Annotated in this window: 19 protein-coding genes, 2 tRNA genes and 1 riboswitch; of the genes, 8 read left to right on the forward strand and 13 right to left on the reverse strand. The window is 65.0% G+C overall.

Going from position 1 to position 26,486, the window contains the following annotated elements:
* Positions 1–47 precede the first annotated feature (47 nt).
* The 8 genes from infB to rnr form a co-directional block, all read right to left on the reverse strand.
* The gene (gene infB / locus P4826_RS06440; protein WP_317703069.1) at positions 48–2,867 is read right to left on the reverse strand and encodes a translation initiation factor IF-2; all 2,820 of its coding nucleotides are present in this window, start codon (positions 2,865–2,867) and stop codon (positions 48–50) included.
* Positions 2,868–2,891: 24 nt separating this feature from the next.
* Entirely contained in the window at positions 2,892–4,376 is a 1,485-nt protein-coding gene (gene nusA, locus P4826_RS06445; protein ID WP_317703070.1) for a transcription termination factor NusA, read from the reverse strand.
* Positions 4,377–4,445: 69 nt separating this feature from the next.
* Positions 4,446–5,036 (reverse strand): ribosome maturation factor RimP, encoded by a 591-nt coding sequence (rimP, locus tag P4826_RS06450; RefSeq protein ID WP_317703071.1) that lies wholly within the window; start codon positions 5,034–5,036, stop codon positions 4,446–4,448.
* Positions 5,037–5,229: 193 nt separating this feature from the next.
* Positions 5,230–5,613: a thioredoxin family protein gene (locus P4826_RS06455; RefSeq protein ID WP_425605236.1), complete on the reverse strand. Its 384-nt coding sequence runs from the start codon at positions 5,611–5,613 to the stop codon at positions 5,230–5,232.
* A 23-nt stretch (positions 5,614–5,636) separates the two neighbouring features.
* Complete coding sequence (locus P4826_RS06460; protein WP_317703726.1) at positions 5,637–6,923, reverse strand: c-type cytochrome; 1,287 nt, start codon at positions 6,921–6,923, stop codon at positions 5,637–5,639.
* A 2-nt stretch (positions 6,924–6,925) separates the two neighbouring features.
* Entirely contained in the window at positions 6,926–7,645 is a 720-nt protein-coding gene (locus tag P4826_RS06465) for a c-type cytochrome (protein ID WP_425605238.1), read from the reverse strand.
* Positions 7,646–7,651: 6 nt separating this feature from the next.
* A complete protein-coding gene (locus P4826_RS06470; protein ID WP_317703074.1) occupies positions 7,652–8,407 on the reverse strand; it encodes an SDR family oxidoreductase in 756 nt (251 codons plus the stop codon).
* A 23-nt stretch (positions 8,408–8,430) separates the two neighbouring features.
* On the reverse strand, positions 8,431–10,758 hold the full coding sequence (rnr, locus tag P4826_RS06475; protein ID WP_317703075.1) for a ribonuclease R: 2,328 nt from the start codon (positions 10,756–10,758) through the stop codon (positions 8,431–8,433).
* Positions 10,759–10,777: 19 nt separating this feature from the next.
* Between rnr and P4826_RS06480 the strand changes: the two genes are divergently transcribed.
* A tRNA-Leu gene (locus tag P4826_RS06480) sits at positions 10,778–10,862 on the forward strand.
* A gap of 187 nt (positions 10,863–11,049) precedes the next feature.
* Positions 11,050–11,134 (forward strand) — tRNA-Leu (locus P4826_RS06485).
* Positions 11,135–11,239: 105 nt separating this feature from the next.
* On the opposite strand, the gene P4826_RS06490 is transcribed toward P4826_RS06485, so the two are convergent.
* Both P4826_RS06490 and P4826_RS06495 read right to left on the reverse strand, forming a co-directional pair.
* Positions 11,240–13,867, reverse strand: a complete 2,628-nt coding sequence (locus P4826_RS06490; RefSeq protein ID WP_317703076.1) for a DUF349 domain-containing protein — start codon at positions 13,865–13,867, stop codon at positions 11,240–11,242.
* Between the two features lie 230 nt (positions 13,868–14,097).
* Positions 14,098–17,796, reverse strand: a complete 3,699-nt coding sequence (locus P4826_RS06495) for a DUF748 domain-containing protein (protein WP_425605239.1) — start codon at positions 17,794–17,796, stop codon at positions 14,098–14,100.
* A 790-nt stretch (positions 17,797–18,586) separates the two neighbouring features.
* Here P4826_RS06495 and P4826_RS06500 point away from each other — a divergent pair.
* The 3 genes from P4826_RS06500 to nrdR all read left to right on the forward strand — a co-directional run bounded on the left by P4826_RS06500 (position 18,587) and on the right by nrdR (position 21,348).
* The gene (locus P4826_RS06500) at positions 18,587–19,408 is read left to right on the forward strand and encodes a lytic transglycosylase domain-containing protein (RefSeq protein WP_317703077.1); all 822 of its coding nucleotides are present in this window, start codon (positions 18,587–18,589) and stop codon (positions 19,406–19,408) included.
* A 37-nt stretch (positions 19,409–19,445) separates the two neighbouring features.
* Positions 19,446–19,611: riboswitch (ZMP/ZTP riboswitch) on the forward strand.
* A gap of 34 nt (positions 19,612–19,645) precedes the next feature.
* Entirely contained in the window at positions 19,646–20,890 is a 1,245-nt protein-coding gene (gene glyA / locus P4826_RS06505) for a serine hydroxymethyltransferase (RefSeq protein ID WP_317703078.1), read from the forward strand.
* A gap of 8 nt (positions 20,891–20,898) precedes the next feature.
* The gene (gene nrdR, locus P4826_RS06510) at positions 20,899–21,348 is read left to right on the forward strand and encodes a transcriptional regulator NrdR (RefSeq protein ID WP_317703079.1); all 450 of its coding nucleotides are present in this window, start codon (positions 20,899–20,901) and stop codon (positions 21,346–21,348) included.
* A gap of 63 nt (positions 21,349–21,411) precedes the next feature.
* Here the strand turns inward: nrdR and aroC are convergent, their stop codons facing one another.
* Together aroC and P4826_RS06520 are read right to left on the reverse strand one after the other, a co-directional pair.
* Positions 21,412–22,512 carry a chorismate synthase gene (gene aroC / locus P4826_RS06515; protein ID WP_317703080.1) on the reverse strand — a complete coding sequence of 367 codons (1,101 nt, stop codon included), beginning with the start codon at positions 22,510–22,512 and terminating at the stop codon, positions 21,412–21,414.
* Between the two features lie 93 nt (positions 22,513–22,605).
* The gene (locus P4826_RS06520) at positions 22,606–23,061 is read right to left on the reverse strand and encodes a CBS domain-containing protein (RefSeq protein ID WP_317703081.1); all 456 of its coding nucleotides are present in this window, start codon (positions 23,059–23,061) and stop codon (positions 22,606–22,608) included.
* A gap of 108 nt (positions 23,062–23,169) precedes the next feature.
* Here P4826_RS06520 and P4826_RS06525 point away from each other — a divergent pair, with 108 nt between their 5' ends.
* Both P4826_RS06525 and P4826_RS06530 read left to right on the forward strand, forming a co-directional pair.
* Positions 23,170–24,471, forward strand: a complete 1,302-nt coding sequence (locus P4826_RS06525; RefSeq protein ID WP_317703082.1) for an O-acetylhomoserine aminocarboxypropyltransferase — start codon at positions 23,170–23,172, stop codon at positions 24,469–24,471.
* On the forward strand, positions 24,471–25,286 hold the full coding sequence (locus P4826_RS06530) for an alpha/beta fold hydrolase (protein WP_317703083.1): 816 nt from the start codon (positions 24,471–24,473) through the stop codon (positions 25,284–25,286). Before P4826_RS06525 ends, P4826_RS06530 begins: the two co-directional genes overlap by 1 nt.
* A gap of 4 nt (positions 25,287–25,290) precedes the next feature.
* On the opposite strand, the gene P4826_RS06535 is transcribed toward P4826_RS06530, so the two are convergent.
* Positions 25,291–25,992 carry an HAD family hydrolase gene (locus tag P4826_RS06535; RefSeq protein WP_425605240.1) on the reverse strand — a complete coding sequence of 234 codons (702 nt, stop codon included), beginning with the start codon at positions 25,990–25,992 and terminating at the stop codon, positions 25,291–25,293.
* Positions 25,993–26,043: 51 nt separating this feature from the next.
* On the opposite strand from P4826_RS06535, the gene P4826_RS06540 reads away from it, so the two are divergent.
* Positions 26,044–26,433, forward strand: coding sequence for a DUF2946 family protein (locus P4826_RS06540; protein ID WP_317703084.1), 390 nt, complete (start codon positions 26,044–26,046; stop codon positions 26,431–26,433).
* Positions 26,434–26,486: the final 53 nt, after the last annotated feature.

The following is a 26,486-nucleotide window of genomic DNA, read 5'->3' on the forward strand; positions in this document are numbered from 1 at the left end:
GTGCGTTGGGCGTGAAAACCACGCCAAACGCCCAACGCTCAACCGCTTCAAAGCGTGCGCGCAATTTCCTTGATCTCAAAGAGTTCGAGCTGGTCGCCCTCTTTGATATCGGTGTAGTTGCGCAGTTTGATACCGCACTCGAAGCCTTCCTTGACTTCCTTGACATCGTCCTTGAAGCGGCGCACGGCCTCGACCTCGCCGGTATAGATGACCACGTTCTCGCGCAGCAGGCGGAACCTGCAGCCGCGCGTGACCTGGCCCGAGGTGATGTAGGAGCCGGCAATGGTGCCGATCTTGGTCGCCACGAACACGGTGCGGATCTCGGCCGTACCCAGCGCTTCCTCGCGCTGCTCGGGCGCCAGCATGCCGGACATCGCCGCCTTCAACTCATCCACGGCGTCGTAGATGATGTTGTAGTAATGCAAGGTCACATCGCTCGCCTCGGCGTGCTTGCGCGCATTCGCGTCGGCACGCACGTTGAAGCCGATGATCAGCGCCTTGGAGGCGATCGCCAGGTTCACGTCCGACTCGCTGATGCCGCCCACGCCGGCATACACCAGCTGCACGCGCACCTCGTCGGTGGAGAGCTTGAGCAGCGAGGCGGCCAGCGCCTCCTGCGAGCCCTGGGCATCGGCCTTGATGATGATGGGCAGGTGCTGCACCTCGCCCGCCTGCATCTCGGCGAACACGTTTTCCATCTTCGCCGCCTGTTGCTTGGCCAGCTTGGTGTGGCGGAACTTGCCGGCGCGGTAGGTGGCGATCTCGCGCGCACGGCGCTCGTCGGCCATCACCATGAACTCGTCGCCTGCCTGCGGCACCTCGGACAAGCCCTGGATTTCCACCGGAATCGAGGGGCCGGCTTCCTTGGCGGTCTGACCGTTTTCATCGACCATGGCGCGCACGCGGCCAAAGGTCTGGCCCGCCAGCACCACATCGCCCACCTTCAGCGTGCCGGACTGCACCAGCACCGTGGCCACGGGGCCGCGGCCCTTGTCCAGCTGACCTTCGATCACCAGGCCCTTGGCCATGGCGTCCACCGGCGCCTTCAGTTCCAGCACCTCGGCCTGCAGCAGCACCTGCTCCAACAGGTCGTCGATGCCCATGCCGGTCTTGGAGGACACGGCCACGAAGGGAGAGTCGCCGCCGTACTCTTCGGGCACGACTTCCTCGGCCACCAGCTCCTGCTTGACCTTCTCCGGGTTGGCTTCGTGCTTGTCGGCCTTGGTGATGGCGACGACGATGGGCACCCCTGCCGCCTTGGCGTGCTTGATGGCCTCGCGCGTCTGCGGCATCACGCCGTCGTCGGCCGCGCAGACCAGGATGACGATGTCGGTGGCCTGGGCACCGCGTGCACGCATGGCCGTGAAGGCCTCGTGACCGGGGGTATCCAGGAAGGTGACGATGCCGCGCGGCGTCTCGACATGGTAGGCGCCGATATGCTGCGTGATGCCACCGGCCTCGCCCACCGCCACACGCGAGCGGCGGATGTAGTCCAGCAGCGAGGTCTTGCCATGGTCCACGTGGCCCATGACGGTGACCACCGGCGCGCGCGGCAGGGCCTCGGCCTGCTGGCCGGAGACTTCCTCGGCGGTGAAGGCTTCGGGGTCGTCCAGCGCCGCCACCACGGCCTTGTGGCCCATTTCCTCGACCACGATCATGGCCGTGTCCTGGTCCAGCGGCTGGTTGATGGTGACCATCTGGCCCATCTTCATCAGCGCCTTGATCACCTCGGAGGCCTTGATGGCCATCTTGTGCGCCAACTCGGCGACGGTGATGGTCTCGGGCACATGCACCTCGATGGCGCGGAACTCGGCCGGCGCCTGCTGCTGCAGGCGCTCGTCGCGGTCGTTGCCGCGGCGGCCCTTGGGGCCGGAGCGCCAGTTGCCGCGCCCCACGCCGCCGCTGCTGTCGCCGCGGGTCTTGATTTCCTTCTTCTTGGTCGCGTCATTGGCCCAGCTGGAAGACAGCTTGGCGGACTTCACTTCCTTGCCGGCGCCCGGCGCGGCCGGCGCAGCGGCACGGGCACCCGCCCCGGCGGCCGGCTTGTGCAGCGTGCCCTTCTTGGCGTCCTTGGCATCGGCGGCCTTGGCCGCCGGCTTGGGCTCCTCGGGCTTCTTGGCCACGAGCACCTTCTTCGGCGCGGCCATCATGGCGCGAATGGCCTCGGCCTCGGCCAGGGCCTTGCGGCGGCGCTCGTCCAGATCGACGGCACGCGCTGCCTCTTCGGCCGCACGCGCCTTGGATTCTTCCTCGGCCTTGGCACGGGCCTCGGCCTGTGCCTCGGCTCGGGCTTGTGCCTCGGCAACGGCCTGCTCCTTGGCCTCCAGGCGCCCGGCCTTTTCCTCGGCCTTCTTCTGCTCCTGCTCGGCCACATAGGCTGCAGCGCGCTCTTCGGCCTCGCGCTCGCGTTGTTCACGCGCCTCGCGTTCGGCGCGCGACTGTGCCAGCTCTTCCTCCTGGCGGCGGATCAGCTCGGCCTGACGGCGGGCTTCCTCCTCGCGTCGGGCCAGCTCCTGCTCCTGCGCAATCCGGGCCACTGCGGCCGGATCGGGCGCGGCATCAACACCGTCCTCGCGCTTGACGAAGGTGCGCTTCTTGCGCACTTCCACCTGGATCGTGCGTGCCTTGCCCGTGGCATCGGCCTGCTTGATCTCGCTGGTGGACTTTTTCACCAGGGTGATCTTCTTGCGGTCGCCTGCCGTGCCGTGGCTGGCCTGCAGGTAAGCCAGCAGTTTCTGCTTGTCAGCCTCGTTCAGCACATCGGCAGAGGATGACTTGGCCACGCCAGCGGATTGGAGTTGATCCAGCAGGGTTTCAGGCGACTTTTTGAGTTCTGCAGCGAACTCGGCAACAGTGTTACTCGACATATTCTGTTCGTACCTCCCTGACCTTTACTCTTGCCCCGTGAACCAGTGCTCACGCGCCTTCATGATCAAGGCCGTGGCATCCTCGGCAGACTGGCCGGTCAGCTCGGTCAGTTCATCCAGGCCGAGATCGGCCAGGTCATCACGTGTATTCACCCCGCCGGCTGCCAACTTGGCGATCAGCTCGGGCGTCAGGCCTTCGAGATCGCGCAAATCCTGAGACACGGCGCCCATGCTTTCTTCGCGTGCGATTTCCATGGTCAAGAGCGCATCCTTGGCGCGCGAGCGCAGCTCGTTGACCGTGTCCTCGTCGAAGCTCTCGATCTCCAGCATTTCCTGCAGCGGCACATAGGCCACTTCTTCCAGGCTCTCGAAGCCCTCGGCGATCAGGATGTCGGCGATTTCCTCGTCCACATCGAGCTTTTCCATGAACAGGCGGCGTGCGGCATCGCTTTCATCGGCCTGCTTCTGCGCGCTCTCGGCCGCGTCCATGATGTTGATCTTCCAGCCCGTCAAGTCGGCCGCCAGGCGCACGTTCTGGCCACCACGGCCGATGGCGATGGCCAGGTTTTCCTCGTCCACAACCACATCCATGGCGTGCTTTTCTTCATCGACGACGATGGAGGAGACATTGGCCGGGGCCAGCGCGCCAATCACGAACTGCGCCGGGTCGTCCGACCACAGCACGATGTCCACGCGCTCGCCGGCAAGCTCGTTGGTGACGGCGTTGACGCGCGTGCCACGCACGCCGACGCAGGTGCCGATGGGATCTACACGCTTGTCGTGCGAGAGCACGGCTATTTTGGCCCGACTGCCGGCATCACGTGCGCAGCTCTTGATCTCCAGCAGGCCCTGTTCGATCTCCGGCACCTCGTTGCGAAACAGCTCCATCATGAACTCCGGCGCCGAGCGCGAGAGGATGATGGGCGCGCCGCGCAGCGTCAGATCCACATCCATGATCATGGCGCGCACGCGGTCGCCATTGCGCAGGTTTTCCTTGGGGATCATCTCGCCACGGCGCAGGCGGCCCTCGACACGGCCGGACTCGACGATGAGGTCGCCCTTGTCCATGCGCTTGACCGTACCGGTAAAGATCTTCTCGCCACGGCTCATGAAGTCGCTCAGCAGCATCTCACGCTCGGCGTCGCGGATCTTCTGCAGGATGACCTGCTTGGCTGCCATGGCGCCGATGCGCCCTATGGGCACGGACTCGACCTGCTCCTCGATGTACTCGCCAACCTCGATATCGGCGATGCGCTCGCGCGCATCCATGAGCAGTTCCTCAGCGTCGGGATTCTGCAGGCCGGCCTCGTCGGGCACGACCAGCCAGCGGCGGAAGGTTTCGTATTCGCCGCTATCGCGATCGATGGATACACGAATGTCCACCTCGCCCTGGTAGAGCTTCTTCGTGGCCTGCGCCAGGGCCGACTCCACGGCGCCCATGACCACATCGTGCTCCACGTTCTTTTCGCGTGAAATAGCCTCAACCAACATCAACAGTTCGCGATTCATGCGACGACTCTCCTGTTTCTCAATCCCTGCCGGGGGCTGCCGTGGCGGCATTCCCGAATACTCAAATTTTTAGTCCGCGGAATCTGGCTTGGCGCCACGCCCCTTGAAGTCCACGATGGGCGCAAGCCGCGCCTCACGCAACTCATCCAGCGTGAAGCCCAACGCCTGCAGCGGGGCCGGCACGCGCTTCTTGCTCACGCGCTGGCCCGGCTTGACCGGCGGTGCGTCGCTCCAGACGATCTGCCAGCCGCCACCGTCCACACGCTCGAGCGTGCCGCGAAATTTCTTGCGGTTGGCCGCCACCTGCCCACCAGCCGCCGCGCCCAGGGGCTCCTTCAAGGTGATGTCGACCATCTCGCCCTCGAAGCGCATGAAATCCTGTTCGTTGCGCAGCAGCCGGTCTATTCCGGGCGAGGACACTTCCAGGCGCTTGTAGTCCACCCCTTCGACCTCCAGGGCGTACTGCAACTGGCGCGTCACCTTCTCGCAGTCCTCTACGGTGATGAACTGCTCCACCACCGGCTCCTGGACCTCGGCCGCAGGCGCAGCCCACACCAGATCGATGGTGATGCGCAGCAATCCCCCTGCGGAGCGCTCGATCTCCACCAGGTCATAGCCTAACCCGGCCACGGTTTGTTCAACGATTTGCTGCAATGCCACAGGTGTGCGCTCTGTCCAATTCCAAATGAAAAGCCTGGCCGATCCAAAACCCCTGGAGCAGCCACCAGCCAAAAAGCAAACGCCCAAAAAAAACGGGCGGTAAGTACCCGCCCGTTTTGGTCGTGAAGCTCGCATTGTATCCGCTAATGCAGCACTATGCAAAATCCAGCGGCACGCATCTTGCAATGCTGCGTCAGCGCACCCTGCTCGCGGCGATGCGCTCGAACAGCGCCTGCGCCTGCGCATTTGCTTCGGGCGCATCTGGATCTGCCTGCAGGCTTTGCAGCATGCGGCCCAGCACCTGAGTTTGAGGAAGCACCGTGCCCAGAAAACGGGCAGCGCCACCATCGGCGATCAAAACCGTGGGGAATGTTTCCACATCCACATCGCCCATCAGGTCTTCCTCGTCCTCCACGTCCACCCACTCAAAGCGCACCTGCGGCCAGTCGCGCGCCAATGCGTCGAACGCGCTGCGATACTCACGGCACACGCCGCACCATTGGGCGCACAGACAGACCACCCACCAGGGTTGGCACACGCCGGCAGCGGATTCAGTGTCTTGCAAAATGGCCTCCATACCATGCAATCAAGCGCTCGTATTCAAGAGCCACGCCGTTCACGGGCGCGGTAAACATCTATCGTATCGACCCTGGGCGCCACATTGCCCCAGGCATTGCGGATATAGGACAGCACGGCCGCCATTTCCTCGTCACGCAGACTCTGCGCAAAGGGTGGCATGCCATGAGGGCGTGGATTGCCGGCGGTCGCCGGTTGGTACCCGCCCTGCAGCAATACGCGCACCAGGTTGGTGGTATCGGCAAGCGTCACGGCACGGTTGCCAGCCAGTGCCGGAAAAGCGCCGCGGCGCCCCTCCCCCTGTTCGCCATGGCATTCGGCGCACTGCTGCCGATAGATATCTTGCCCGCGCTCCATCAGGTCGGCCGCAGGCTTGGCGACAGGCGGCTCGGGCCTGTCCTGCGGCGGCAGGCTGCGCAGATATACCGCCATCGCGCGCAGATCGGCATCGCTCAGGTATTGCAGGCTGCGAAACACCACCTCCGCCATCGGGCCCGACACACCGGCCTGGAGCGAAACGCCCGTCTTCAACAAAGCCACCACATCCTCCACGGGCCAGGCGGTGACAGCTGCCTCGCGCCCGGAGTTGAGTGCCGGCGCATACCAGTTCTGCGCGGGAATCAAGCCGCCATGGAACTGCGCGTCGGTGCGCAATGCGCCCAGGGCATTGCGTGGCGTATGGCAGGCAGCGCAATGCCCCAGGCCCTGCACCAGGTAGGCACCACGGTTCCACTCTGCTGACTGCGTGCTCTGCTGCACAAACGTACCAGGGCGAAAGAACAAGGCGCGCCATCCGGCCAACGCCCATTGGGTGTTGAACGGAAAGCGCAGTACATGCGGTGGACTTTGCAATGGCACTGGCGACAGGCTGCGCAAGAAGGCGTAGATGGCATCCGAATCCGCGCGCGTGATGTAGGTATAGCTGGGGTAAGGAAACGCAGGATAGAGCAGCCGCCCGTCACGCGAACGTCCGTTGTGCATGGCGCGCCAGAATTCGGCGGCCGACCAACGGCCCAGGCCCGTCGCATCGTCGGGCGTGAGGTTGGGTGCATAGACCGATCCAAAGGGTGTAGCGATGGCCCGTCCGCCAGCAAATGCCGGACCGCCCGGCTGGGTATGGCATGACATGCAGTTGCCCACGCGCACCAGATACTCACCCTGGGCAATCAACCCGGGGCTAGCCGGTGCGGCGGCGGCCTCGCGCTCGGGTAATGGCAGTTCATCCAACCGATTCAGCGCCACCAGGGCAGTCGCAGCCAACAGAATCAGCAAGGTGGCGCCAGCCCCCCATACAAGCCAGGCGCGGCCCATGCTCACCGCGCGCTCCCTGCCTCGGCTGGGGCGGCAACCCCTCCACAAGGGATGGGCAGTTTTCCCTTGAATTCAGCTGCAGGCTTGCCCTGCTCCGGCACAACCTGGGCCGCAAGCCAGGTAGCCACGGCATGCACATCCCCTGGGGCCATCTGGCGCGCAATGCGGGCCATGCAGTCAGGCGATTGAGCGCGCCGCTGCCCCGCCTGCCAGGCCCCCAACTGGCTGCTCACATAGTCACGCGACAGCCCCAGCAGACCGGGAACAAAGGGCGCCACACCGGTCAGGGCGTCGCCATGGCATTGCGCGCAGGCGGGGATTTTTTGGCTGGCATCACCGTGGCGCACCAGTTGCTGCCCACGCTCAAGCAAGGCCCGCGCTGCCGATGTGGCCGCAGGTGGTGCATATGGCAAGTCCAATGCTGCGAAATACGCAGCCATCTCGCGCAGGTAGTCATCCGTCAGATGCTCTAGCAGATAGGACATCTGCGGATAGCTCCGCCGCCCGTCACGAAAATTGATCAGCTGGTGGTACAGGTAGCCTGCCGGCTTGCCGGCGATGCGCGGAAAGTAGCCGCTGGGCGTGGCCCGGCCCTCCTTGCCATGGCAAGCCGTGCAGGCCAGCACCCGAGCCGCCATACCGTCATCATCAAATGCCGCCTGCACCGTTGTCGCCAAGAGTCCCAGGCAAAGAGCCAGACCAAGGCGTGCCAAGCTGACCATGTGTGCTCACCCACGTCCGGCAAAGGGCATCTTCGTGGCCATCACGGTGTGGAACATGACGTTGGCCTCCAGCGGCAGGTTGGCCATGTACAGCACGCTTTGGCCGACGATGGCCACATCCATCAAGGGCTCGGCCGCAATCTGGCCGTTGGCCTGCTGCACCCCCTGCGTCATGCGCTGGGCCAGTTCGGTCTCCGCGTTGCCTACATCGATCTGACCCACGGCAATATCGTACTTACGCCCGTCCAGGGATGCGGTCTTGGTCATGCCCATCACGGCATGCTTGGTCGCGGTGTAGGCGACGGAGTTGGGCCGCGGAGTATGCGCCGAGATGGAGCCGTTGTTGATGATGCGCCCGCCGCGCGGCGACTGCGACTTCATCACGCGAAAGGCGTTCTGCATGCAATAAAACATGCCGCTGAGGTTGATGTCCACCACATCTTTCCACTGCTGCACCGACAGATCTTCCAGCGGTATCGCGGGCGCGCCCACGCCGGCGTTGTTGAATAGCAAGTCCACGCGGCCGAACTGCTGCACCGTGCGGTCGAACAGCTGGCGCACTGCCTCGGGGTCAGCGACATCCGTGGGAACGGCCAGGGCGCGCGTACCTGCGCCGGACTCCAGCGCCACCTGCAACAGCGGCTCTTCGCGCCGACCCGCCAGGGCCACGCTCCAGCCATCCCTGAGCAAGGCCAATGCCGCGGCCTTGCCTATGCCCGTGCCGGCACCCGTGACGATGGCGATTCTTGCAGTCTGCGTCATGTCTGATCTCCGATTGCTGCGACTCAAGGGCGCGGCTTGCGCCCTTTTGCGCCTGGTTTTCCACCGGCCTTGCCGCCGTTTCTGGACTCACCCTTGCCGGCGCCATGCTTCTTGCCGGAGCCGCCGTGGCCGTGATCCTTGTCTTTGTGGCCAAGCATGTCATGGCTCCTGGCAAAGCCTTGGGGCTGCGAGGCATCCCTCAAGCGCGCATCCTGCTCGGGGGGGCGCTTGCCGCCATCGCGCGCCTTGGCTGGCTTGCCCTGCACCGTCTCGCCCGTTTCATCCACCAGGCGAAAGTCGATCTTGCGGCCATCCAGATCCACGCGGCTCACCTGGACGCGCACGCGCGCACCAATCGAGTAGCGAATACCCGTGCGCTCGCCACGCAGCTCCTGGCGCGCTTCGTCGAACTTGAAGTACTCGCCACCCAGCTCGGTGATGTGCACCAGGCCCTCGACATACAGGGCATCCAGCGTCACGAAGATGCCGAAACTGGTCACGGCGCTGACCACGCCGCTGTACTCCTCGCCCAGGTGCTCGCGCATGTACTGGCACTTGAGCCATGCCTCCACGTCGCGGCTGGCCTCGTCGGCCCGACGCTCGTTGGCGCTGCAATGCAGGCCCGCGGCCTCCCAGGCCTGGGTGTCGCGCACGCTGATGGCGCCCTTGCCTGGCCTGATCGCCGGTTCGGCCACCTTGGAGGCCAGGCGCTTGGCCAGCTTGAACTGCGCCTCGCCAGGCGTGGGCAAGGCCGGAAGCGCGTACTTGGTGCCGGCCAGTATGGACTTGATGACACGGTGCACCAGCAAGTCAGGGTAGCGGCGAATGGGGCTGGTGAAATGCGTGTAGGCCTCGAACGCCAGGCCAAAGTGGCCACTGTTGATGGGCGTGTAGATCGCCTGCTGCATGGAGCGCAGCAGCATGGTGTGGATCTGCTGCGCATCGGGCCTGTCCTTGGTGGCCTCGGCAATGGCCTGGAACTCCTCGGGACGCGGGTCGTCACTGATCGACATGCCCACGCCCATGGCCTTCAGATAGCCGCGCAGGATGTCCTGCTTTTCCGGCGTCGGCCCCTCGTGCACACGGTACAGCGCCGGACGATGCGCCTGCTCGACAAAGTCTGCACTGCAGACATTGGCCGCCAGCATGGCCTCCTCGATCAGCCTGTGGGCCTCGGTGCGCACGCGCGGCACGATCTTGTCGATGCGGCCGTTGTCGTCGCAAATGATCTGCGTCTCTGTGGTCTCGAAGTCCACTGCGCCACGCGCCTGGCGTGCAGTCAGCAAGGCGCGATAGCAGTCGTGCAGGTTCAGCAGATTGCCCACGCGATCCTGGTATTTCGCTGCCTCCGGCCCACGCGTATTCCCCAGCACGGCCGAAACCTCGTTGTAGGTCAGCCGGGCATGGCTGAGCATCACGGCCGGATAGAACTGATAGGCCTGTACCTTGCCCTTGGCACTGACCATCATGTCGCAAACCATGCACAGGCGCTCGACATGCGGGTTCAGCGAGCACAGGCCGTTGGAGAGTTTCTCCGGCAGCATCGGAATCACGCGCCGCGGAAAATACACGCTGGTGGCGCGGTCGTAGGCGTCGATATCGATGTCACTGCCGGTTTCCACATAGTGGCTCACGTCAGCAATGGCTACCAACAGGCGCCAGCCCTTGCCGCGCCCGACCTTGACGGGCTCGCAATACACGGCATCGTCAAAGTCGCGGGCATCCTCGCCGTCGATGGTGACGAGTGGAATATCCGTGAGATCGACGCGCCGGCGCTTATCGAGCGCGCGCACCGTGTCGGGCAGTGCCTTGGCCTGCGCCAGACAGGCCTCAGAAAACTCATGCGGCACGCCATATTTGCGCACCGCGATCTCCACCTCCATGCCGGGATCGTCCACCTCGCCCAACACTTCGACCACGCGCCCCACGGGCTGACCAAACAGGGCCGGCGGCTCGGTCAACTGCACCACCACCACCTGGCCGGTGGCAGCGGATCCCGTGGCGCCCTTGGGGATCAGTACGTCCTGGCCGTAGCGCTTGTCCTCGGGGGCCACCAGCCAAACGCCACTTTCCTGCAACAGCCGGCCGATGATGGGTTGCGGTGGCCGTTCAATGATCTCCAGCACACGCCCCTCGGGCCGACCACGCTTGTCCTGGCGCACGATGCGCACACGCACCCTATCCTTGTGCAACACGGCGCGCATTTCGTTGGGGGGAATGTAGATGTCCGGCTCACCATCATCGCGAATGACGAACCCATGCCCGTCACGGTGACCTTGCACGGAGCCCTCGATCTCATCCGAAGAAATTTGCGCCGCGGACGGGCCGGAGTATTTTTTTTTGCTATACAATCTATTTCTTTCCTGAAATGCCCAGGTGGCGGAATTGGTAGACGCACTAGTTTCAGGTACTAGCGCTGAGAGGCGTGGAGGTTCGAGTCCTCTCCTGGGCACCAAGTTTAACGAGAACCCGCAGGGGTTTTGAGCTCAAAGGCCGCTTTCCTCGAAAGCGGCCTTTTTGTTTTTGCCAACACCCGGAAAGCTGGCGCAACGCAAACCAACTCAGGCGGGTCGCTCGCAAAAATATCAACAAATTTTCTTTGACTCCTAAAAATCGCATTACAATGCGAGCTTCCCTGAAATGCCCAGATGGCGGAATTGGTAGACGCACTAGTTTCAGGTACTAGCGCTGAGAGGCGTGGAGGTTCGAGTCCTCTTCTGGGCACCAAAATAGAACAAAGGCCGCTGATGAACATCAGCGGCCTTTTTGTTTGCACTCCCTTGGCGCACAAGCATCGCGGCGGCAACACAGTGCCGCCGCACACAAAGCCCGCTACTTGCGCAGCAAAACCTTGAGCACGCTTTGCAGCCGACGGGCGCTGGCCTCATCACTGGCGCCGGCAAGCACCTGGGCAGCATCCTGCGCCCAGGTCTGTGCCGGAGCCGGATCATTGCGGCGCGTGAGCATTTGCAGCTGCAGGGCGCGGCGAGCAGCCAGTTGATCGGCTGGCGTGGGTACATCGGCGGCCATTTCCAGGCGCAATAGAGCCTGTTCAGTACCCGTACCTGCCGGGGCTGCGGCAATGGCCTGCCCCCAAGCGGCGCGCACGCCGGCGGACACCTTGCCACCGAGCTCCTGCAACGTAGGCAGCTGCTCGGCATCGCGGCTCTTCCAGGCCGCCATCAGTTGGGTGAGCGCCTCGCCATGCGCCTGGGCGGCCAGTTTGCGCAACGCGGTTTGTGCATGCTCCATGGCATCGCGCTGGGCCCGGAAGGCGGTATCGCCCAGGCGCGGTCCGCGTGCTTCAAAAGCTTCGCGCTCGCGGCCACGCCCCGCGCCATCGCGCGGGCCACGGCCGTCGCGCGCATCACGGCGCTCACTGCCTGGGCGGCCGGCACGTGCCGGTTGCGCCGACTCGGCCTTGCGCATGCCCGGCCTGTCGTCGCCACGCACCGCCACCACCGGTCGCACGGGAGCGGCAGCAACAGGCTTGGCACTCTCCTGATTTACTTCTGAATTTATAGCTGTTTGCGCTTGATCCGCCTGCGTTTGGGGTTGATTTGCATCAGATTCGACTGCCTTGGCCTGTTCCTTGATGGCCAATTCCAGCGCCGCCATTGCAGCGCGAATCTGTTGCGCATCGCCCGAAGCGCTGGCAGCCTCCAGCGCCTTGGAGGCGTCCAGCACGGCGCGGTCGCGCGCACTCAACTGCTCGGCACTGCGCTCACGCTCGACTGTCTTGCGGTTGAATGCATCATCAATGGGCTTGCGAAAAGCGTCCCACAGCCTTTGCTCATGCTTGCGATCCAGTGGCACGGACTGGGCCTCTGCCTGCCAGCGCTGCTGCAGCGCCTTGATGGCGTCAATGCGCAGTGAAGCCGCCGCGCCCAGGGCCTCGGCCTCGGCAATCATGGCCTGGCGCAGCTGCAGGCTGGCCTTTTGCGCAGTCTCCAGCGGCGCAGCAGCCGCGCCCAGCGCCTGCTTCCAAAGCGGCTGCAGCTCGGCAAACACCTTTTCACTCACATGGCCGCCTGCGCGCCAGCGCTCGCCAAACTGGTGCAGGGCACGGTTCACGGCCTTCCAGTCGGCCGCCGCCGCGGCCCCCTGCTCCTGCGCCCAGGTGGTCACTTCTTCAATCAGGGCCATGCGCTGCGCGCGGTGCTCAACCCCTTCGGCGCGCACCTTTTCCAGCCAGGATTCGACCACCTTGTGGGCGGCGTTGCAGGCATCGTCAAACTTTTTCCACAGTCCATGGTTGGCCGGTGCGCCCTGGTCGGCCTGCTTCCACTGCTCGCGCAGCTGGCGCAGGGTTTCCTGCATCTTGCGGCCACCCAGGGCCTGGCCATCGGGGCGACGCAGCAACGCCTCGGCTCGGGCCACCAGGTCTTCGCGCACCTGGTCGGCGCTCCAGCGCTGCCAGCCCTCGAGTTCGCCGGCAGCTACCAGGGCCGCATGCACCTTGCGCTCCAGCTCTGCGTCGATGAAACGGCCATGCGGCTTGAGTATCGCGCGCAGCGCCGCAGCCGCGCCGGCACTGGCCTTGCCATGCCCTTGGGCAGTCTCCTGCTCCAGCTTGGCCAAGGCTTCGCTCACGGCCTGCACGGCCTTGTCGCGCACCTCGGGATCGACCTTGGGTTTGGCTGCGGTACGGGCCGGCGCGCTGGCGGCGGCCTCGGCCGGCAAGCCGCGCGCCTGACGCAGCTCATCGGCCCACACTGGCACGGGCGGCAGGGGCGCCGCCGCGTCCTGGGCAGCGGCCACGGTCAATGCCAGGGCCGACTGAAACGCCTCCCAGACCACCAGCAACTGGCTGCGCGAAGACTCCAGTTGCGTTGGAAAGCGCGCCTCCACGCTGGGCCAGGCAGCATCGCCCGTCAGCACCTGTGCCTGCTCTTGCCAACGGCCCACATCAGCGCTCAAGGCCTCCAGTGCCGCCTGGGCGTCCTGCCAGGGCTTGGTGGACAGCACCTCGATGCGCTGTGCCAACAGCACCGCCGCCTCACGCTGCACCTGCACACGGTGCTGCAGGTCTTCAATGGTCTTCACGCGCTCACTCAGCTGCGCCTTGAGCAGAGACAGCGGCTCGCGCGACAGTGCGGCGCCGGCCTTGGCCGCGTCACGCTGCCAGGCCAGGGCATCGGCAATGTTCAGCTGGGCCGCGGCCAGCAACGCCTCGGCCTTGGCCTGCCATTCGGCGGCAATGACCGCCTGCCCCTGCGCACGCCGGATTTCGTCGAGCCGCTCGCGCACCGCCCGGGCCGCGCCCTTGTCGCGGGCGCTGAGCTCCTTGAAGACCTCCTGCAACTGATCGGTGGCGGGTTGCGTGACAAGCCACTCACGGATACGCGCCGAGCGCTCGCCGGACGTGGCGGCCGAGAAAGCGCCGCCCGTCAGAGCATCCAGGGGATGCGGCTCGGTGGTCTTGGTTTGAACCGGGGTCGCTTCGGGTGCGTCGGACATTTTGCTGCGAGAAGAAAAAGGGAACATGGATTCATCGAGAAAAATGGCGGGCTGCCTGCTGCAGCCCGCACCATGCCAGGCGAAGAGCCCACGGCCCATGCTTGGCAAAGCTGCTATTTTCGCCTCAATTCAGAGCGCAGCCTTTATCTGGAGCAAGTCAGGCCAATGGCAGCACCAAAATTGGCCGCCGCCGTACTCGGCATGGCGACACAAGCCGGCACTGCCTGCGCTCAACGCGCCGCCAACGCCAGCTCCGCCTTGGGCGCCCAGCTGGCCCCACCCTCGCCCGCCGGCTGCAGCTTCGCGGCCCCCACGAACAACCGATCCAGCGGCACCTGCCGGCTGGCGAGGTAGTCGCGCACGGCGACGCCGCGCGCCAGGGCCAGATCCTGCAAGGCGTTGTCCGGCACGGTGATGCTCTTGAGCAGCAGCGCCTCCATCTCCGGTAGCGGCAAATCCTTGGCCATGCCGACCAGGTTGCGCGGCTTCTTGATGTCGGAGCGCTGATAGGCCTCCTTGAGCAGGGCCGGATATTCCGCATCGGTCACTGGCGCCACGTCGGCGGCCGACTCGCCCGCGCGCACGGCCGCACGGCGCTTCTGTGCCTGGGCCAAATCCCGCAGGCGAAGGCGCTTCCAGGCCTCCTGCTCCGCCTGCGGCTGGGCCCAGCCGACCACGGTGAGCTTGAGGGCCGGCCGGTTGACCAACTGCTCGGCCATCTTGTCGAGCAGTTCACGCGCCTTGTCGTCGAGCACACTGCTGCCCGAGGCGAAATGCACCACGCCCTGCTCGTCGGCACCGCCGAACATGCCGGCAAGCAAGGAAAACGGCGCGGTAACCGCCTTCATCACGAGGTTGCCGATCACCTTCAGGATAACGCCGCCGAGGCTGAATTGCGGGTCGTTGAGCGAGCCGCTGATGGGCAGATCCAAGTCAATGACCCCATTGCGGTCGGCCAGCAAGGCGACGGCCAGACGCACCGGCAGGCTGGCCGGCGCGCCTTCCACGGCGTCGCCAAAAGCCAGTTGGTTGAGCACCAGCTTGTTATTCGCCGTGAGCTGGCCATTGGGCTGCACCTTATACGACACGTCCATGCTCAGCTTGCCGCGCTCAATGCCATGGCCTGAGTACTTGATGCTGTAGGGCGTCAGGGGCGGCAGCTCTAGGTCACGCATGCGGCCCTGAATATCGAGGGCCAGCGGCTTGGCCAAGGGGTTCAGCTTGCCGGAGACCTCCAGCGAGGCCGTGCCCTGCGCGCGGCCGCGCAGCTCCAGATCGGCCATTTGCAATGCACCGCCGGCTTGTGCAGGCACCGACGAAAACGCACTCAACCTGCCGCTCAGCTCGCTCAGGTCGGCCGAATAGTTGGGCTTGATGAAAAAGTCGGAGAAACGCACCGACCCATTGGTCAGCGCCACCGGCCCGAACCGGATCACCGGCGCCATGGGGTCGGCCGGCTGCGCCGCTGGGGTTTGCGCGGCCTCGCCTGGTGCTGCTGTTGGCGTAGATGCTGCCTGCACCGATGGCGCGGCCACCCTCGACTCGGCAGCCGCGCCCTTCTGGATGTCCTGCAGGTTGATACGGCCGTTCTCATGCACGATGACACGGGCAAAGAAATCACTCAGCGCCGTTTCCTTCACGTCCAGCGCCAGGGGCTGGCCTGGTTTCAGGTTCACGGCCAGGCCACGCAGCGCCAGGGATTTCCAGCGCAGCAACTCCTCGCCACGCTGAGCGATCCGCATGCCACCCTCGTCCTGTCCATCGCCGGCATCTTCGTCCTTGGCGCGCACGCGCACCTCGTCCAGCGAGGCGTCGCCCGCCACGGCCACCAACGGGCCGGCCTTGTCCTGCACGTAGCGCAGACTGCCGGTAAAACTGCCGTCGGCGCGCAGGATGTCCACATTCAAGTCCGCGGTGACATAGGGCTCGAACGCCTGCAAGGGCAGGTGCTGCGCGCGCAGTTTTCCCTGCACGCTCAGGGCCGGATTCATGGCGACCGAGCCCTCCCAATTCAAGCGGCCCGGCTCGATCCGGCCTGCGGCCACACGGGTATCCAGGCGCACGGCGGCGGGCGCGAGGCGGCCATCGGCGAAGGCGACATCCCGCAGATGCAACTGCAAACCGGACGCATTGAGTGCCACCGGGCGCTCCGGCACCTCATCACGAAAGGCAATACTGGCACCGTCCACATCCAGCGCCGCAAGCTTCAGTGCCCAGGGCGCCTCAACCTTCTTCGGTACGGCATGGTTGGGCTGTTGCTCTGGTGCCTGAGCCAGCCACTGCTCAAACATCCAATCGCCCTTGGGGCCACGGGACAGCAGCATCCTGGGTTGGTGCAACAACAGGCGCCCCACCGTGGCACGCTGTTCGGGCAGCATGACCAGGGCATCCGTCACCTCAAGGCGCCCCAGTTCGGCCACGGACGTCTTGCCCGCATCCGCAATACCTGCCCTGCGCAGGCTTGGGCATTTGTCCTCGGCGGCGCAGGTCAGTACCAGATTGTCGAGTGACAGCGTTGCCACCTGGGCCACCATGACAGCACCATTCCTGGCCAGGCCAATGTCGGCATCGAGCATGCCACCCAATGCAGGCTTGAGCACGGCCGCAAGATATGGCGCGGCCATGGCCAGCGGCAAGCCGCGAATGGAGGCTGCCGCCTGCGCCTCTGCATCGGTAGCCTGCCCGCGCAGCGCCACCCAGGCCGGATCTCCCTTGGCCCCCCCGCCGGACAACCGCGCGCTGGCGCGAAACTGCAGCGGCTGCTTGAAGGGCAGTTCGATGGCCGAAGCTTGTAGTTGCAAATTTTCTGCCTTCCATACGGCCGTGCCGCCCGGCAGGCTGGCATCTACCCAATCCACGGTAGCGTCATGTACGCCCAGGCGCGCCAGCCGCACCTGCCAGGGCGATTCCTGTACCCCTGCGGTTGGTAGGGTTTTGACGCTGGCGTCATCCACCGGTTGATTCACTCCGGGCAGGGTCAACGCACCCTTGGCATCCCGGCCGATGTGGACATGGACACCACTCCAATCGATGGCAGCAATGTCCACGATGCGCCGCAGAGGTTGCACCTCGTTGAGAGCCACCTGCAAGGAATCAAAGCTCAGCAATGGTTGCCCCGCAACATCCAGGGTCTGTATCCCCTGCAACTGTGCACTGCCACTGATCTTGACCTGGGGCGTGGCATCGACCTGTTCAAAGTCCAGCTTCAAATCGGCATTCAGCGTGCCGGCCCTGAGCCGCACCGGCACCGAGCCGGGGATGTAGCCGCTGAAGGGGGCAAGATCAAAACCGTGGATCTGCAGGTGCAGATCGGTCTGGCGATTCTGCGCAAACGGAGTGGCCTGCGCGGCCGAATCGAAGGCGCTGCCATTGAGATCGAATGCCAGGCGCGGAATGACCCGGATTTCGCGGTCTGCAGCAAAGTTGCTCAAGAACGGCAGTTCCAGCTTCAACTGGCGCAGTTGGTGGACTTTGTCCACCGTGCGGTCATTGAAATCGATGGCCCCCCCCTGCAACGCAATGTTGTACAGCGCAAAGCGCAGTGGTGACGCAGGCTCTTCATCCGGCTTGCGCTGCTGCGCCAGGTGTGCCAGTACGTCATCAAAGTCAAACTCGCCAGGGGCGGTCTGGGTGATATGGATCACGGGGTCATCGACCTGCAGAGCGTCCAACACCGGAGCCAGGCGCCATAGGGATTGCAACTCTGCATCTATATAGATACGTGCGATCTGCACCTGGGGCGACTGGCCATCCTGCGACGCGATGGACAGCCCGCGCACGGTCGCCTCCAGCGACCAGGGCGCAAACTCCACCTTCGCCACCGTGACCCTGCGGCCCAGCGCCTCGGACGCGTGCTTTTCGATCTGCGCACGCGCAATCGGCGGGACCACCAGCCAGGCCAGCAGCCACAGCCCCAGCAGTCCGGTCACAAGCCAGCTGGCACGCCGGGCCCAGCGATTGCTTTTGATGGTTTGTATGGCTTGTGACACGCGGCACCCAATCCCTGGAACAACAGGCGCAATTGAATCAGCGAACACCTGGACGCCAATGTAAAAGAGTGCAAAAAGAAAGCCCGGTGAACGGAGTCCTTCCGTACACCGGGCTTGACGGCAGACGCAACGGTCTTTTGCCATCTTTTGCGTCGAGGAGAGGAGCGTCCCCGACGCAGGAGGCAAGGTATTGCCTCCAGGGGTTGCCTTGGAAGCGAGGTACCTGTTGCTCGGTGTGGCACTGACTGCCTTCCAACCAGCGGTTTCGCCCCTTCCGGCGTACGCCTGAATCGTTCAGGCAGCCCTAAGGTAGCAAATACCACCGGCGCTTTCCAGCAGCTTCTTTCAATGAGCCCGCCAATGCGATTGCCACTTTCATTTGGCCGCTTAAGCCGCACCCCGCTACATGGCCCCCAAGGTGCTAGAAAAGTCACATTTCCGAATCTATTAACAGTGTGTTAATTATTTTTTTGTATAAAACATGCAATATTTAGTATTGACTTGGCATTTAGACCCCCTCTAGAATCCGCCATTCTTGAAAAACAGACCGTATAAACCCTAGCCGTCACCCGACACCATCTAGGAGAGTCCGCAAGCTTCCATGACGCAGCGCGCCATGGCACGGACCGAATGGCAGACCAATCCAAGCCAGCAAGCTGGCAAGACCGAGTCCTGCTGCACCCCCTGCCGGCGCAGCGCTCCACTGGGCTCGACTGAGAAAGGAAAAACGATGACAGCGTCAGGAAATGCGATTGCAAGTGCGCGCACCTTTGCCGCCGATGTGATCAACGGCTTTCTTGAAGTCACACACAACGGCTTCGCCCTGCTCGGGCTGGCCGTGGCCTTTGTGGCCATCGCCCTGAGCGCACGCCCGGACCTGCGTCAGGCTGGCGAGGACGAGTTGCGCGGCTGGCTGCATGAACGCCGCGTCGCAGAAGTCGGCTTCCCACTGGAGCCGACCGCCAGCGAACGCGCCGTGGCCATCAACCCCAAGAAGTTGCCGCGCGAACAGGCGGCCGTGGCCTTTTGGCTGAGCAAGAAGTACCGCGTGGCCCCGGAGCCGCTGGCTGCCCTGGTGACCGAGGCCTATGAGATCGGCAAGCGCACCAAGCTCGACCCCACCCTGATCCTGGCCATCATCGCCATCGAGTCCAGCTTCAATCCGTTTGCGCAAAGCTCCGTCGGCGCACAAGGCCTGATGCAGGTGATGACCAGCGTGCACACCGACAAGTACGAAGGTTTTGGTGGTCAGCTGGCCGCTTTCGACCCCGTGGCCAACCTGCGTGTGGGCGTGAAGGTGCTGCAGGAGTGCATTGCGCGCGCCGGCTCGCTGGAAGGCGGTCTACGCTACTACGTGGGCGCCGCCAACCTGCCCCACGATGGTGGCTACGCTGCCAAGGTGTTGGCCGAGCATTTCCGCCTGCGCCAGGTAGCCGGACGGCCCGCGGCTGCCACCCCAGTGCTGTCCACCAAGGCCCCGGCGGCCACCGAGGTCGCCCCAACAGCCAAGTCTGCCGAAGAAAAAGTGGCCCTGCTCGACAGCGACGCCTGAATTCCCGGCGCTGGCGCGAAGCACCGTCCGCTACACTAGCGGGGCACGCAACTGGCGATAGGCGCGCAAGGCCCACCGGGCTGCGCTGCTGACGTGGAGACCCGCAAAAACAAGCCGTTTTTTGCAAACCACTGGGGAGCGTGCCGCGCGGAACAAGGCAGCGTTTGCCCCGCCGCGATCCGTCGTTCGCCTGGGCAGCCCTTGATTTCCAAGGGACTCTTAGTTCATCGGACTGCCATGTACCAACGCAATATTCTTGTCGAACAAACCGATCCCGAGGTGTGGGCCGCCATCCAGGCCGAGAACCTGCGCCAGGAAGAGCACATCGAGCTGATCGCCAGCGAGAACTACGCCTCGCCCGCCGTCATGGCGGCACAAGGCTCGCAGCTGACCAACAAATATGCCGAGGGCTACCCCGGCAAGCGCTACTACGGCGGCTGCGAAAACGTCGACGTGATCGAGCAGCTGGCGATTGACCGCATCAAGCAGCTGTTCGGTGCCGAGGCCGCAAACGTGCAGCCCAACTCGGGCTCGCAGGCCAACCAGGCCGTGCTGATGGCCTTCCTCAAACCCGGCGACACCATTTTGGGCATGAGCCTGGCCGAAGGCGGGCACCTGACGCACGGCATGGCGCTGAACATGTCGGGCAAGTGGTTCAACGTGGTCTCCTACGGCCTGAACGACAAGGAAGAGATCGACTACGACGCCTTCGAAGCCAAGGCGCGCGAAAACAAGCCCAAGCTGATCATCGGCGGCGCATCGGCCTACGCCCTGCGCATTGATTTCGAGCGCATGGCCCGCGTGGCCAAGGAAATCGGCGCCATCTTCTGGGTGGACATTGCCCACTATGCCGGCCTGGTGGTGGCGGGCGAGTACCCCAACCCGGTGCCGTTTGCCGACGTGGTGACCAGCACCACGCACAAGAGCCTGCGCGGCCCGCGCGGCGGCATCATCTTGATGAAGGCCGAGCACGAGAAGGCCATCAACAGCGCCATCTTCCCCGGCCTGCAGGGCGGCCCGCTGGAGCACGTGATCGCAGCCAAGGCCGTGGCCTTCAAGGAGGCGCTGTCGCCCGAGTTCAAAACTTACCAACAGCAAGTGGCCAAGAACGCCAAGGTGTTTGCCGAAACATTGACACAGCGCGGCCTGCGCATCGTCAGCGGCCGCACCGAGAGCCACGTCATGCTGGTCGACCTGCGCGCCAAGGGCATCACCGGCAAGGCCGCCGAGGCGGCCCTGGGCAAGGCGCATATCACCATCAACAAGAACGCCATCCCCAACGACCCCGAGAAGCCCATGGTGACCAGCGGCATTCGCGTGGGCACGCCGGCCATCACCACGCGCGGTTTCAAGGAAGAGGAAACGCGCATCACCGCCAACCTGCTGGCGGACGTGCTCGAGAACCCCAATGACGAGGCCCACCTGGCCGCCGTGCGCGAGAAGGTCAACGCGTTGACCAGTCGCTTCCCGGTCTATCGCTGAGCTGCGCCATGAAGTGCCCGTTCTGCAGCAATCAGGACACCCAGGTCGTCGAGACACGGGTGTCCGAGGACGGGAACTTCATCCGCCGCAGGCGCCAATGCGGTGCCTGCGAAAAACGCTTCACCACCTATGAGCGGCCGGACGTTCACTTCCCCACCGTGGTCAAGAAAGATGGCCGGCGTGTAGAGTATTCGCGCGACAAGCTGCTCGCCTCCTTCAAGCTGGCGCTGCGCAAGCGGCCGGTGAGCACGGTGCAGATCGATTCGGCCATCGAGCGCATCGAAGAGAAACTGCTGCAACTGGGCCAGCGCGAGGTGATCTCCAGCCGCATCGGCGAGCTGGTGATGCGCGAGCTCAAGAAGCTCGACAAGGTGGCCTACATCCGCTATGCCAGCGTGTACCGCAGCTTCGAGGACATTGATGAGTTCCGCGCTCTCGTCGATGAAGTCCGCAAGTAGTTCATCGCTTCTCTATTGATAGCTGTCAGCGCCCATAGCCTGGGCGCTACAGCCATTTTTCACTTAAACCTCTCGCGCGGACGCAATCGGCGGCACGGCCTGCCGCACGTCGCCGCACTGGGCACGGTGGCGCAGCGCGTGGTCCATCAGCACCAGGGCCAGCAGCGCCTCGGCAATCGGCGCGGCACGTATGCCCACACAGGGGTCGTGGCGCCCCTTGGTAATCACCTCGGTGCTCTGGCCGTGGATGTCTATGGACTCGCGCGGACTGATGATGGAGCTGGTCGGCTTGATGGCCAGCTGCACCTCGATGTCCTGCCCGGTGCTGATGCCGCCCAGCACCCCGCCGGCGTTGTTGCTGGCAAAGCCCTGCGGCGTGAGCGAGTCGCCATGGACGGTACCGCGCTGGGCCACGCTGGCAAAACCGGCGCCTATCTCCACGCCCTTGACGGCGTTCAGGCCCATCATCACGTAGGCGATGTCGGCGTCGAGCTTGTCATACAAAGGCTCGCCCAGGCCGACCGGCACGCCGGTGGCCTGCACGCGAATGCGCGCGCCGCAAGAGTCGCCAGACTTGCGTAGCCCATCCATGTAGTCCTCGTAAGCCTGCACATCGGCCACCGGAGCAAAGAAGGGGTTGCGCGGCACATGCTCCCAGCTCTCGAAAGGGATGGCCAGCTCGCCCAGCTGCGTCATGCAGGCGCGAAACGCCGTGCCGTATTTCTCGGCCAGCCATTTTTTGGCCACGGCGCCGGCGGCCACGGTGGGCGCCGTCAGGCGCGCCGACGAGCGGCCGCCGCCGCGCGGGTCGCGCAGGCCGTACTTGTGCCAATAGGCGTAGTCGGCATGACCGGGGCGAAAGCTCTGCGCGATGTCGCCATAGTCCTTGCTGCGCTGATCCTGGTTGCGGATCAGCAGCGCGATGGGCGTGCCGGTGGTCTTGCCCTGGTACACGCCAGAGAGGATCTCCACCGCGTCCGGTTCATTGCGCTGCGTGACATGGCGGCTGGTGCCGGGGCGGCGGCGATCCAGATCCTGCTGGATGTCGGCCTCTGACAGCTCCATGCCCGGCGGGCAGCCGTCGATCACGCAGCCAATGGCCGGGCCATGGGATTCACCGAAGTTGGTGACGCAAAACAGGGTGCCTAAGGTGTTGCCGCTCATGGGAACGCGATGCTCTTGAAACCGTTGAAACCATAAAAACAATAGCTGTTTGCGCTTTATACAGAAGCGCAAACGGCTGATTTTGTTCAAACCTCAAGCTGCCGGCGGGGATTCTTCCTGCGGCCAGTCACGGATATAGGCCTTGAGCAGCTTGTTCTCGAAGTTCTGGCTGTCCACCACGGCCTTGGCCACGTCGTAGAAGCTGACCACGCCCATCAGCATGCGCTTGTCCATCACCGGCATGTAGCGCGCGTGGCAGCCCAGCATCATGCGGCGCACCTCGTCCATGTCGGTCTCCAGCGTGCAGGTCACCGGCGCGTCGTCCATGCTGCTACGCACCAGGGTGGTGCCCACGCCGCCGCCGTTCTTCACCAGGCGCTGTATCACCTCGCGGAAGGTCAGCATGCCCACCAGGTCGCCATGCTCCATGACCACCAGCGAGCCTATGTCCTTCTCGGCCATGGTCTCCACAGCGCGCGCCAGCGGTTCGTCGGGATGGACGGTGTAGAGGGTGTTGCCTTTGAGGCGCAGGATGTCGCTGACTTTCATGGGGTATCTCCGAATGGTGCGGCAGGCGCTGCTTGCCGACTGCTTGCGAGGAAATATAGCCCACAATCACCAGCTGATTCACCGCTATCCACTACTTGGGAGACATGGATGCCCGGTTACTCCGACCCTGGCTTCGACACCCTGGCGCTGCATGCCGGCGCCCAGCCCGACCCCGCCACCGGCGCGCGTGCCGTGCCCATACACCTGACGGCCTCCTTCGTCTTCGAATCCAGCGACCAGGCCGCGGCACTGTTCAACATGGAGCGCCCCGGCCATGTCTACAGCCGCATCAGCAACCCCACCAACGCCGTGCTCGAGCAGCGCGTGGCGGCCCTGGAGGGTGGCGTCGGCGCCATCGCCACGGCCAGCGGCCAGGCGGCGCTGCACCTGGCCATCGCCACGCTGATGGGCGCGGGCGGGCATATCGTGGCCAGCACGGCGCTGTATGGCGGCTCGCAGAACCTGTTGAACTACACACTGCGCCGCTTCGGCATAGAGACAACGTTTGTGCAGCCCGGCGACCTGGACGGCTGGCGCGCCGCCATCCGCCCCAACACCCGGCTGCTGTTTGGCGAGACGGTGGGCAACCCCGGCCTGGAGGTGCTGGACATCCCCGCCGTGGCGCAGATCGCCCACGACGCCGGCGTGCCGCTGCTGGTCGATTCCACCCTCACCTCGCCCTGGCTCATCAAGCCCTTCGAGCATGGCGCCGACCTGGTCTACCACTCGGCCACCAAGTTCCTCTCGGGCCACGGCACGGTGATAGGCGGCGTGCTGGTCGATGGCGGCAGCTTTGACTGGGAAAAATCGGGGCGCTTTCCCGAGATGACCCAGCCCTACGACGGCTTTCACGGCATGGTGTTTGCCGAGGAAAGCACCGTGGGCGCCTTCTTGCTGCGCGCCAGGCGCGAGGGCCTGCGCGACTTTGGCGCCTGCATGAGCCCGCACACCGCCTGGCTCATCCTGCAGGGCATAGAGACCCTGCCTCTGCGCATGCAACAGCACATGCGCAACACCGAGAAGCTGGTGCAATTCCTGGCCGACCAGCCCTTCGTGGCGCGCGTGGGCCATCCGCTGCTGCCATCGCACCCCAGCCACGCCCTGGCGCAAAAGCTGCTGCCGCGCGGCGCGGGCTCGGTGTTCAGCTTCGACATCAAGGGCAGCCGCGCCCAGGGCAAGGCCTTCATTGAAGCGCTGAAGCTCTTCAGCCACCTGGCCAACGTGGGCGACTGCCGCTCGCTGGTGATCCACCCGGCCAGCACCACGCACCACCGCCTGAGCAACGAGGCGCTGGCCGCCGCCGGCATAGGCCAGGGCACGATACGCCTGTCCATAGGCCTGGAGGACGCCGACGACCTGATCGACGACCTGAAGCGCGCACTGAAGGCCGCAGAAAAGGCAGGCGGCTGATGTACCTGCAAATCAATGGCGCGCAGACCTTTTGCCATACCGGCGGCAAGCCGTTTGATGCCGGCCAGCCCAGCGTGGTCTTCATCCACGGCGTGCTGTGCGACCACAGCGTCTGGGCCCTGCAAAGCCGCCATCTGGCGCACCACGGCTGGAACGTGCTGGCCGTGGATCTGCCCGGTCACAGTCGCAGCGGCGGCGAGGCGCCCGCCAGCGTGGAACAGGCAGCGGACTTCATCATCGCGCTGCTCGACACCCTGGGCGTGCAGCGTGCCGCGCTGGTGGGTCACAGCTGGGGTTCGCTGATCGCGCTGGAGGCCACGGCCCGGCTGGGCACGCGTGCGAGCCACCTGGTGCTGGTGGGCACGGCCTTTCCCATGAAGGTTTCGCCAGCGCTGATCGAATCGTCACTGAACGAGCCCGAGAAGGCGCTGAAGATGGTCAACATGTTCTCGCGCAGCAGCCTGGCCTCGCCCTCGGGCGCGGGCTTCTGGGCCTACGGCGCGGGCCTGGCCCTGGGTCGGCGCGTGCTGCGCAGCAACCCGCGGGTGAATGTGTTCCACCGCGGCTTCGTGGCCTGCGACAGCTATTGCGGTGGCGAGCAGGCGATCGCCGCCATTCAGTGCCCGGTGTTGTTTGCGCTGGGCGCGCAGGATCAGATGACGCCCCCGAAGGCCGCCCAGGGCCTGATAGCGACCGCGCGCGCCGCCGGCAAGATGGTGCAGGTGGCGCACCTGCCGGTGGGCCACAACCAGATGACCGAGACGCCGGAGGAGACGCTGCGCGCCATCGGCGATTTCCTGAACGCCCCGGCCTAAGGCATCAGGCCAACAGCCGGCACAGCTCGCGCAGGCTGGTCACCGTCGCCTGGGGCGGCGTGCCCTGCGGCCAGGCGGCCTGCGCCGGGTTGAGCCAGGCGGCCTGCATGCCTGCATCCAGCGCACCTCGGGCGTCGAGCAGCGCATCGTCGCCCACATGCAGCACCGCGCCGCTGGTCACGCCCGCTGCCTGCGCCGCGGCGTGGAAGATGCGCGCATCGGGCTTGGCCACCCCCAGGCGCGCAGCGCTCAGGCTGTCCTTGAAGTAGCGCCCAATGCCTATGTGGTGCACGTCGGCATTTCCGTTGGACAAGGCCACCACGGGGTAGCGCGCGGACAGGAATTCCAGCGTCTCCAACGCATCGTCGAACAGCTCCACGCGCTGGCGCTCGGCAAAGAAGAGGTCGAAGGCCGGCTCGGCCAGCGCGGGATCGTCCCCCGCCTGGGTCAGTGCCAGGCGGATCGACTCGCGCCGCAGCGCGCTCAAGTCCAGCCGCAGGTCGGGGCGCAGCTCGTTCATGCGCACGCGGATGGCGCGCAGCGCCGGGGCGTCACCAAACAGCGCCGCCGTGGCCGGGGCATGGGTCGCCAGCCAGCCGGCCAGGGCCGCCTCGGCCCGTGCAATGGTGGGCCATACGGGCCATAGCGTGTCGTCCAGGTCGATGGTGATGGCGCGTATGCGCGCGGTGTCAAGGCTTGTTACCACAATTGATCCACAGCAAAACTCAGGGAGGCGGCCAGGGCACAATGGCGCGCCGTGACGCAGCGCAACATTTTCTCCACCCTCCGCCAGCCGGGCATGGTACTCGCCATGCTGGCCCTGCTGGCGCAGCTGTGGATGGTGCAGGCCAGCGCCCGGCACTGGGCCGACATGGCCACCCAGGCGCTGTTCAGTGCCGACATTTGCTCGGTACACGGACAGGCTGGCAGCCCCGGCCCGCAAGGCGACGAGCAGCCCATGGGCGGGATGCAGCATTGCCCGGTCTGCAGCGTTGCCGGCGCCAGCTTTATCGCCAGCGGCGGCAGCACGGCCACGCTGCCGCGCGCGCCACAGGGCCCGCCCCCGAGCCATCACGACAGCCAGCCCCAGCGCGAGTCCAAGCGGCTGCGCCCGCCGGCCCAGGGGCCGCCACAGGCCACGACCTGAGACCCGTTCTCTTCCTGTCTTCGTGATGCAGCCAGCCCCGCCGGGGCCTGGCT

The organism is Diaphorobacter limosus (assembly GCF_033100095.1).
Lineage (GTDB): Bacteria > Pseudomonadota > Gammaproteobacteria > Burkholderiales > Burkholderiaceae_C > Alicycliphilus > Alicycliphilus limosus.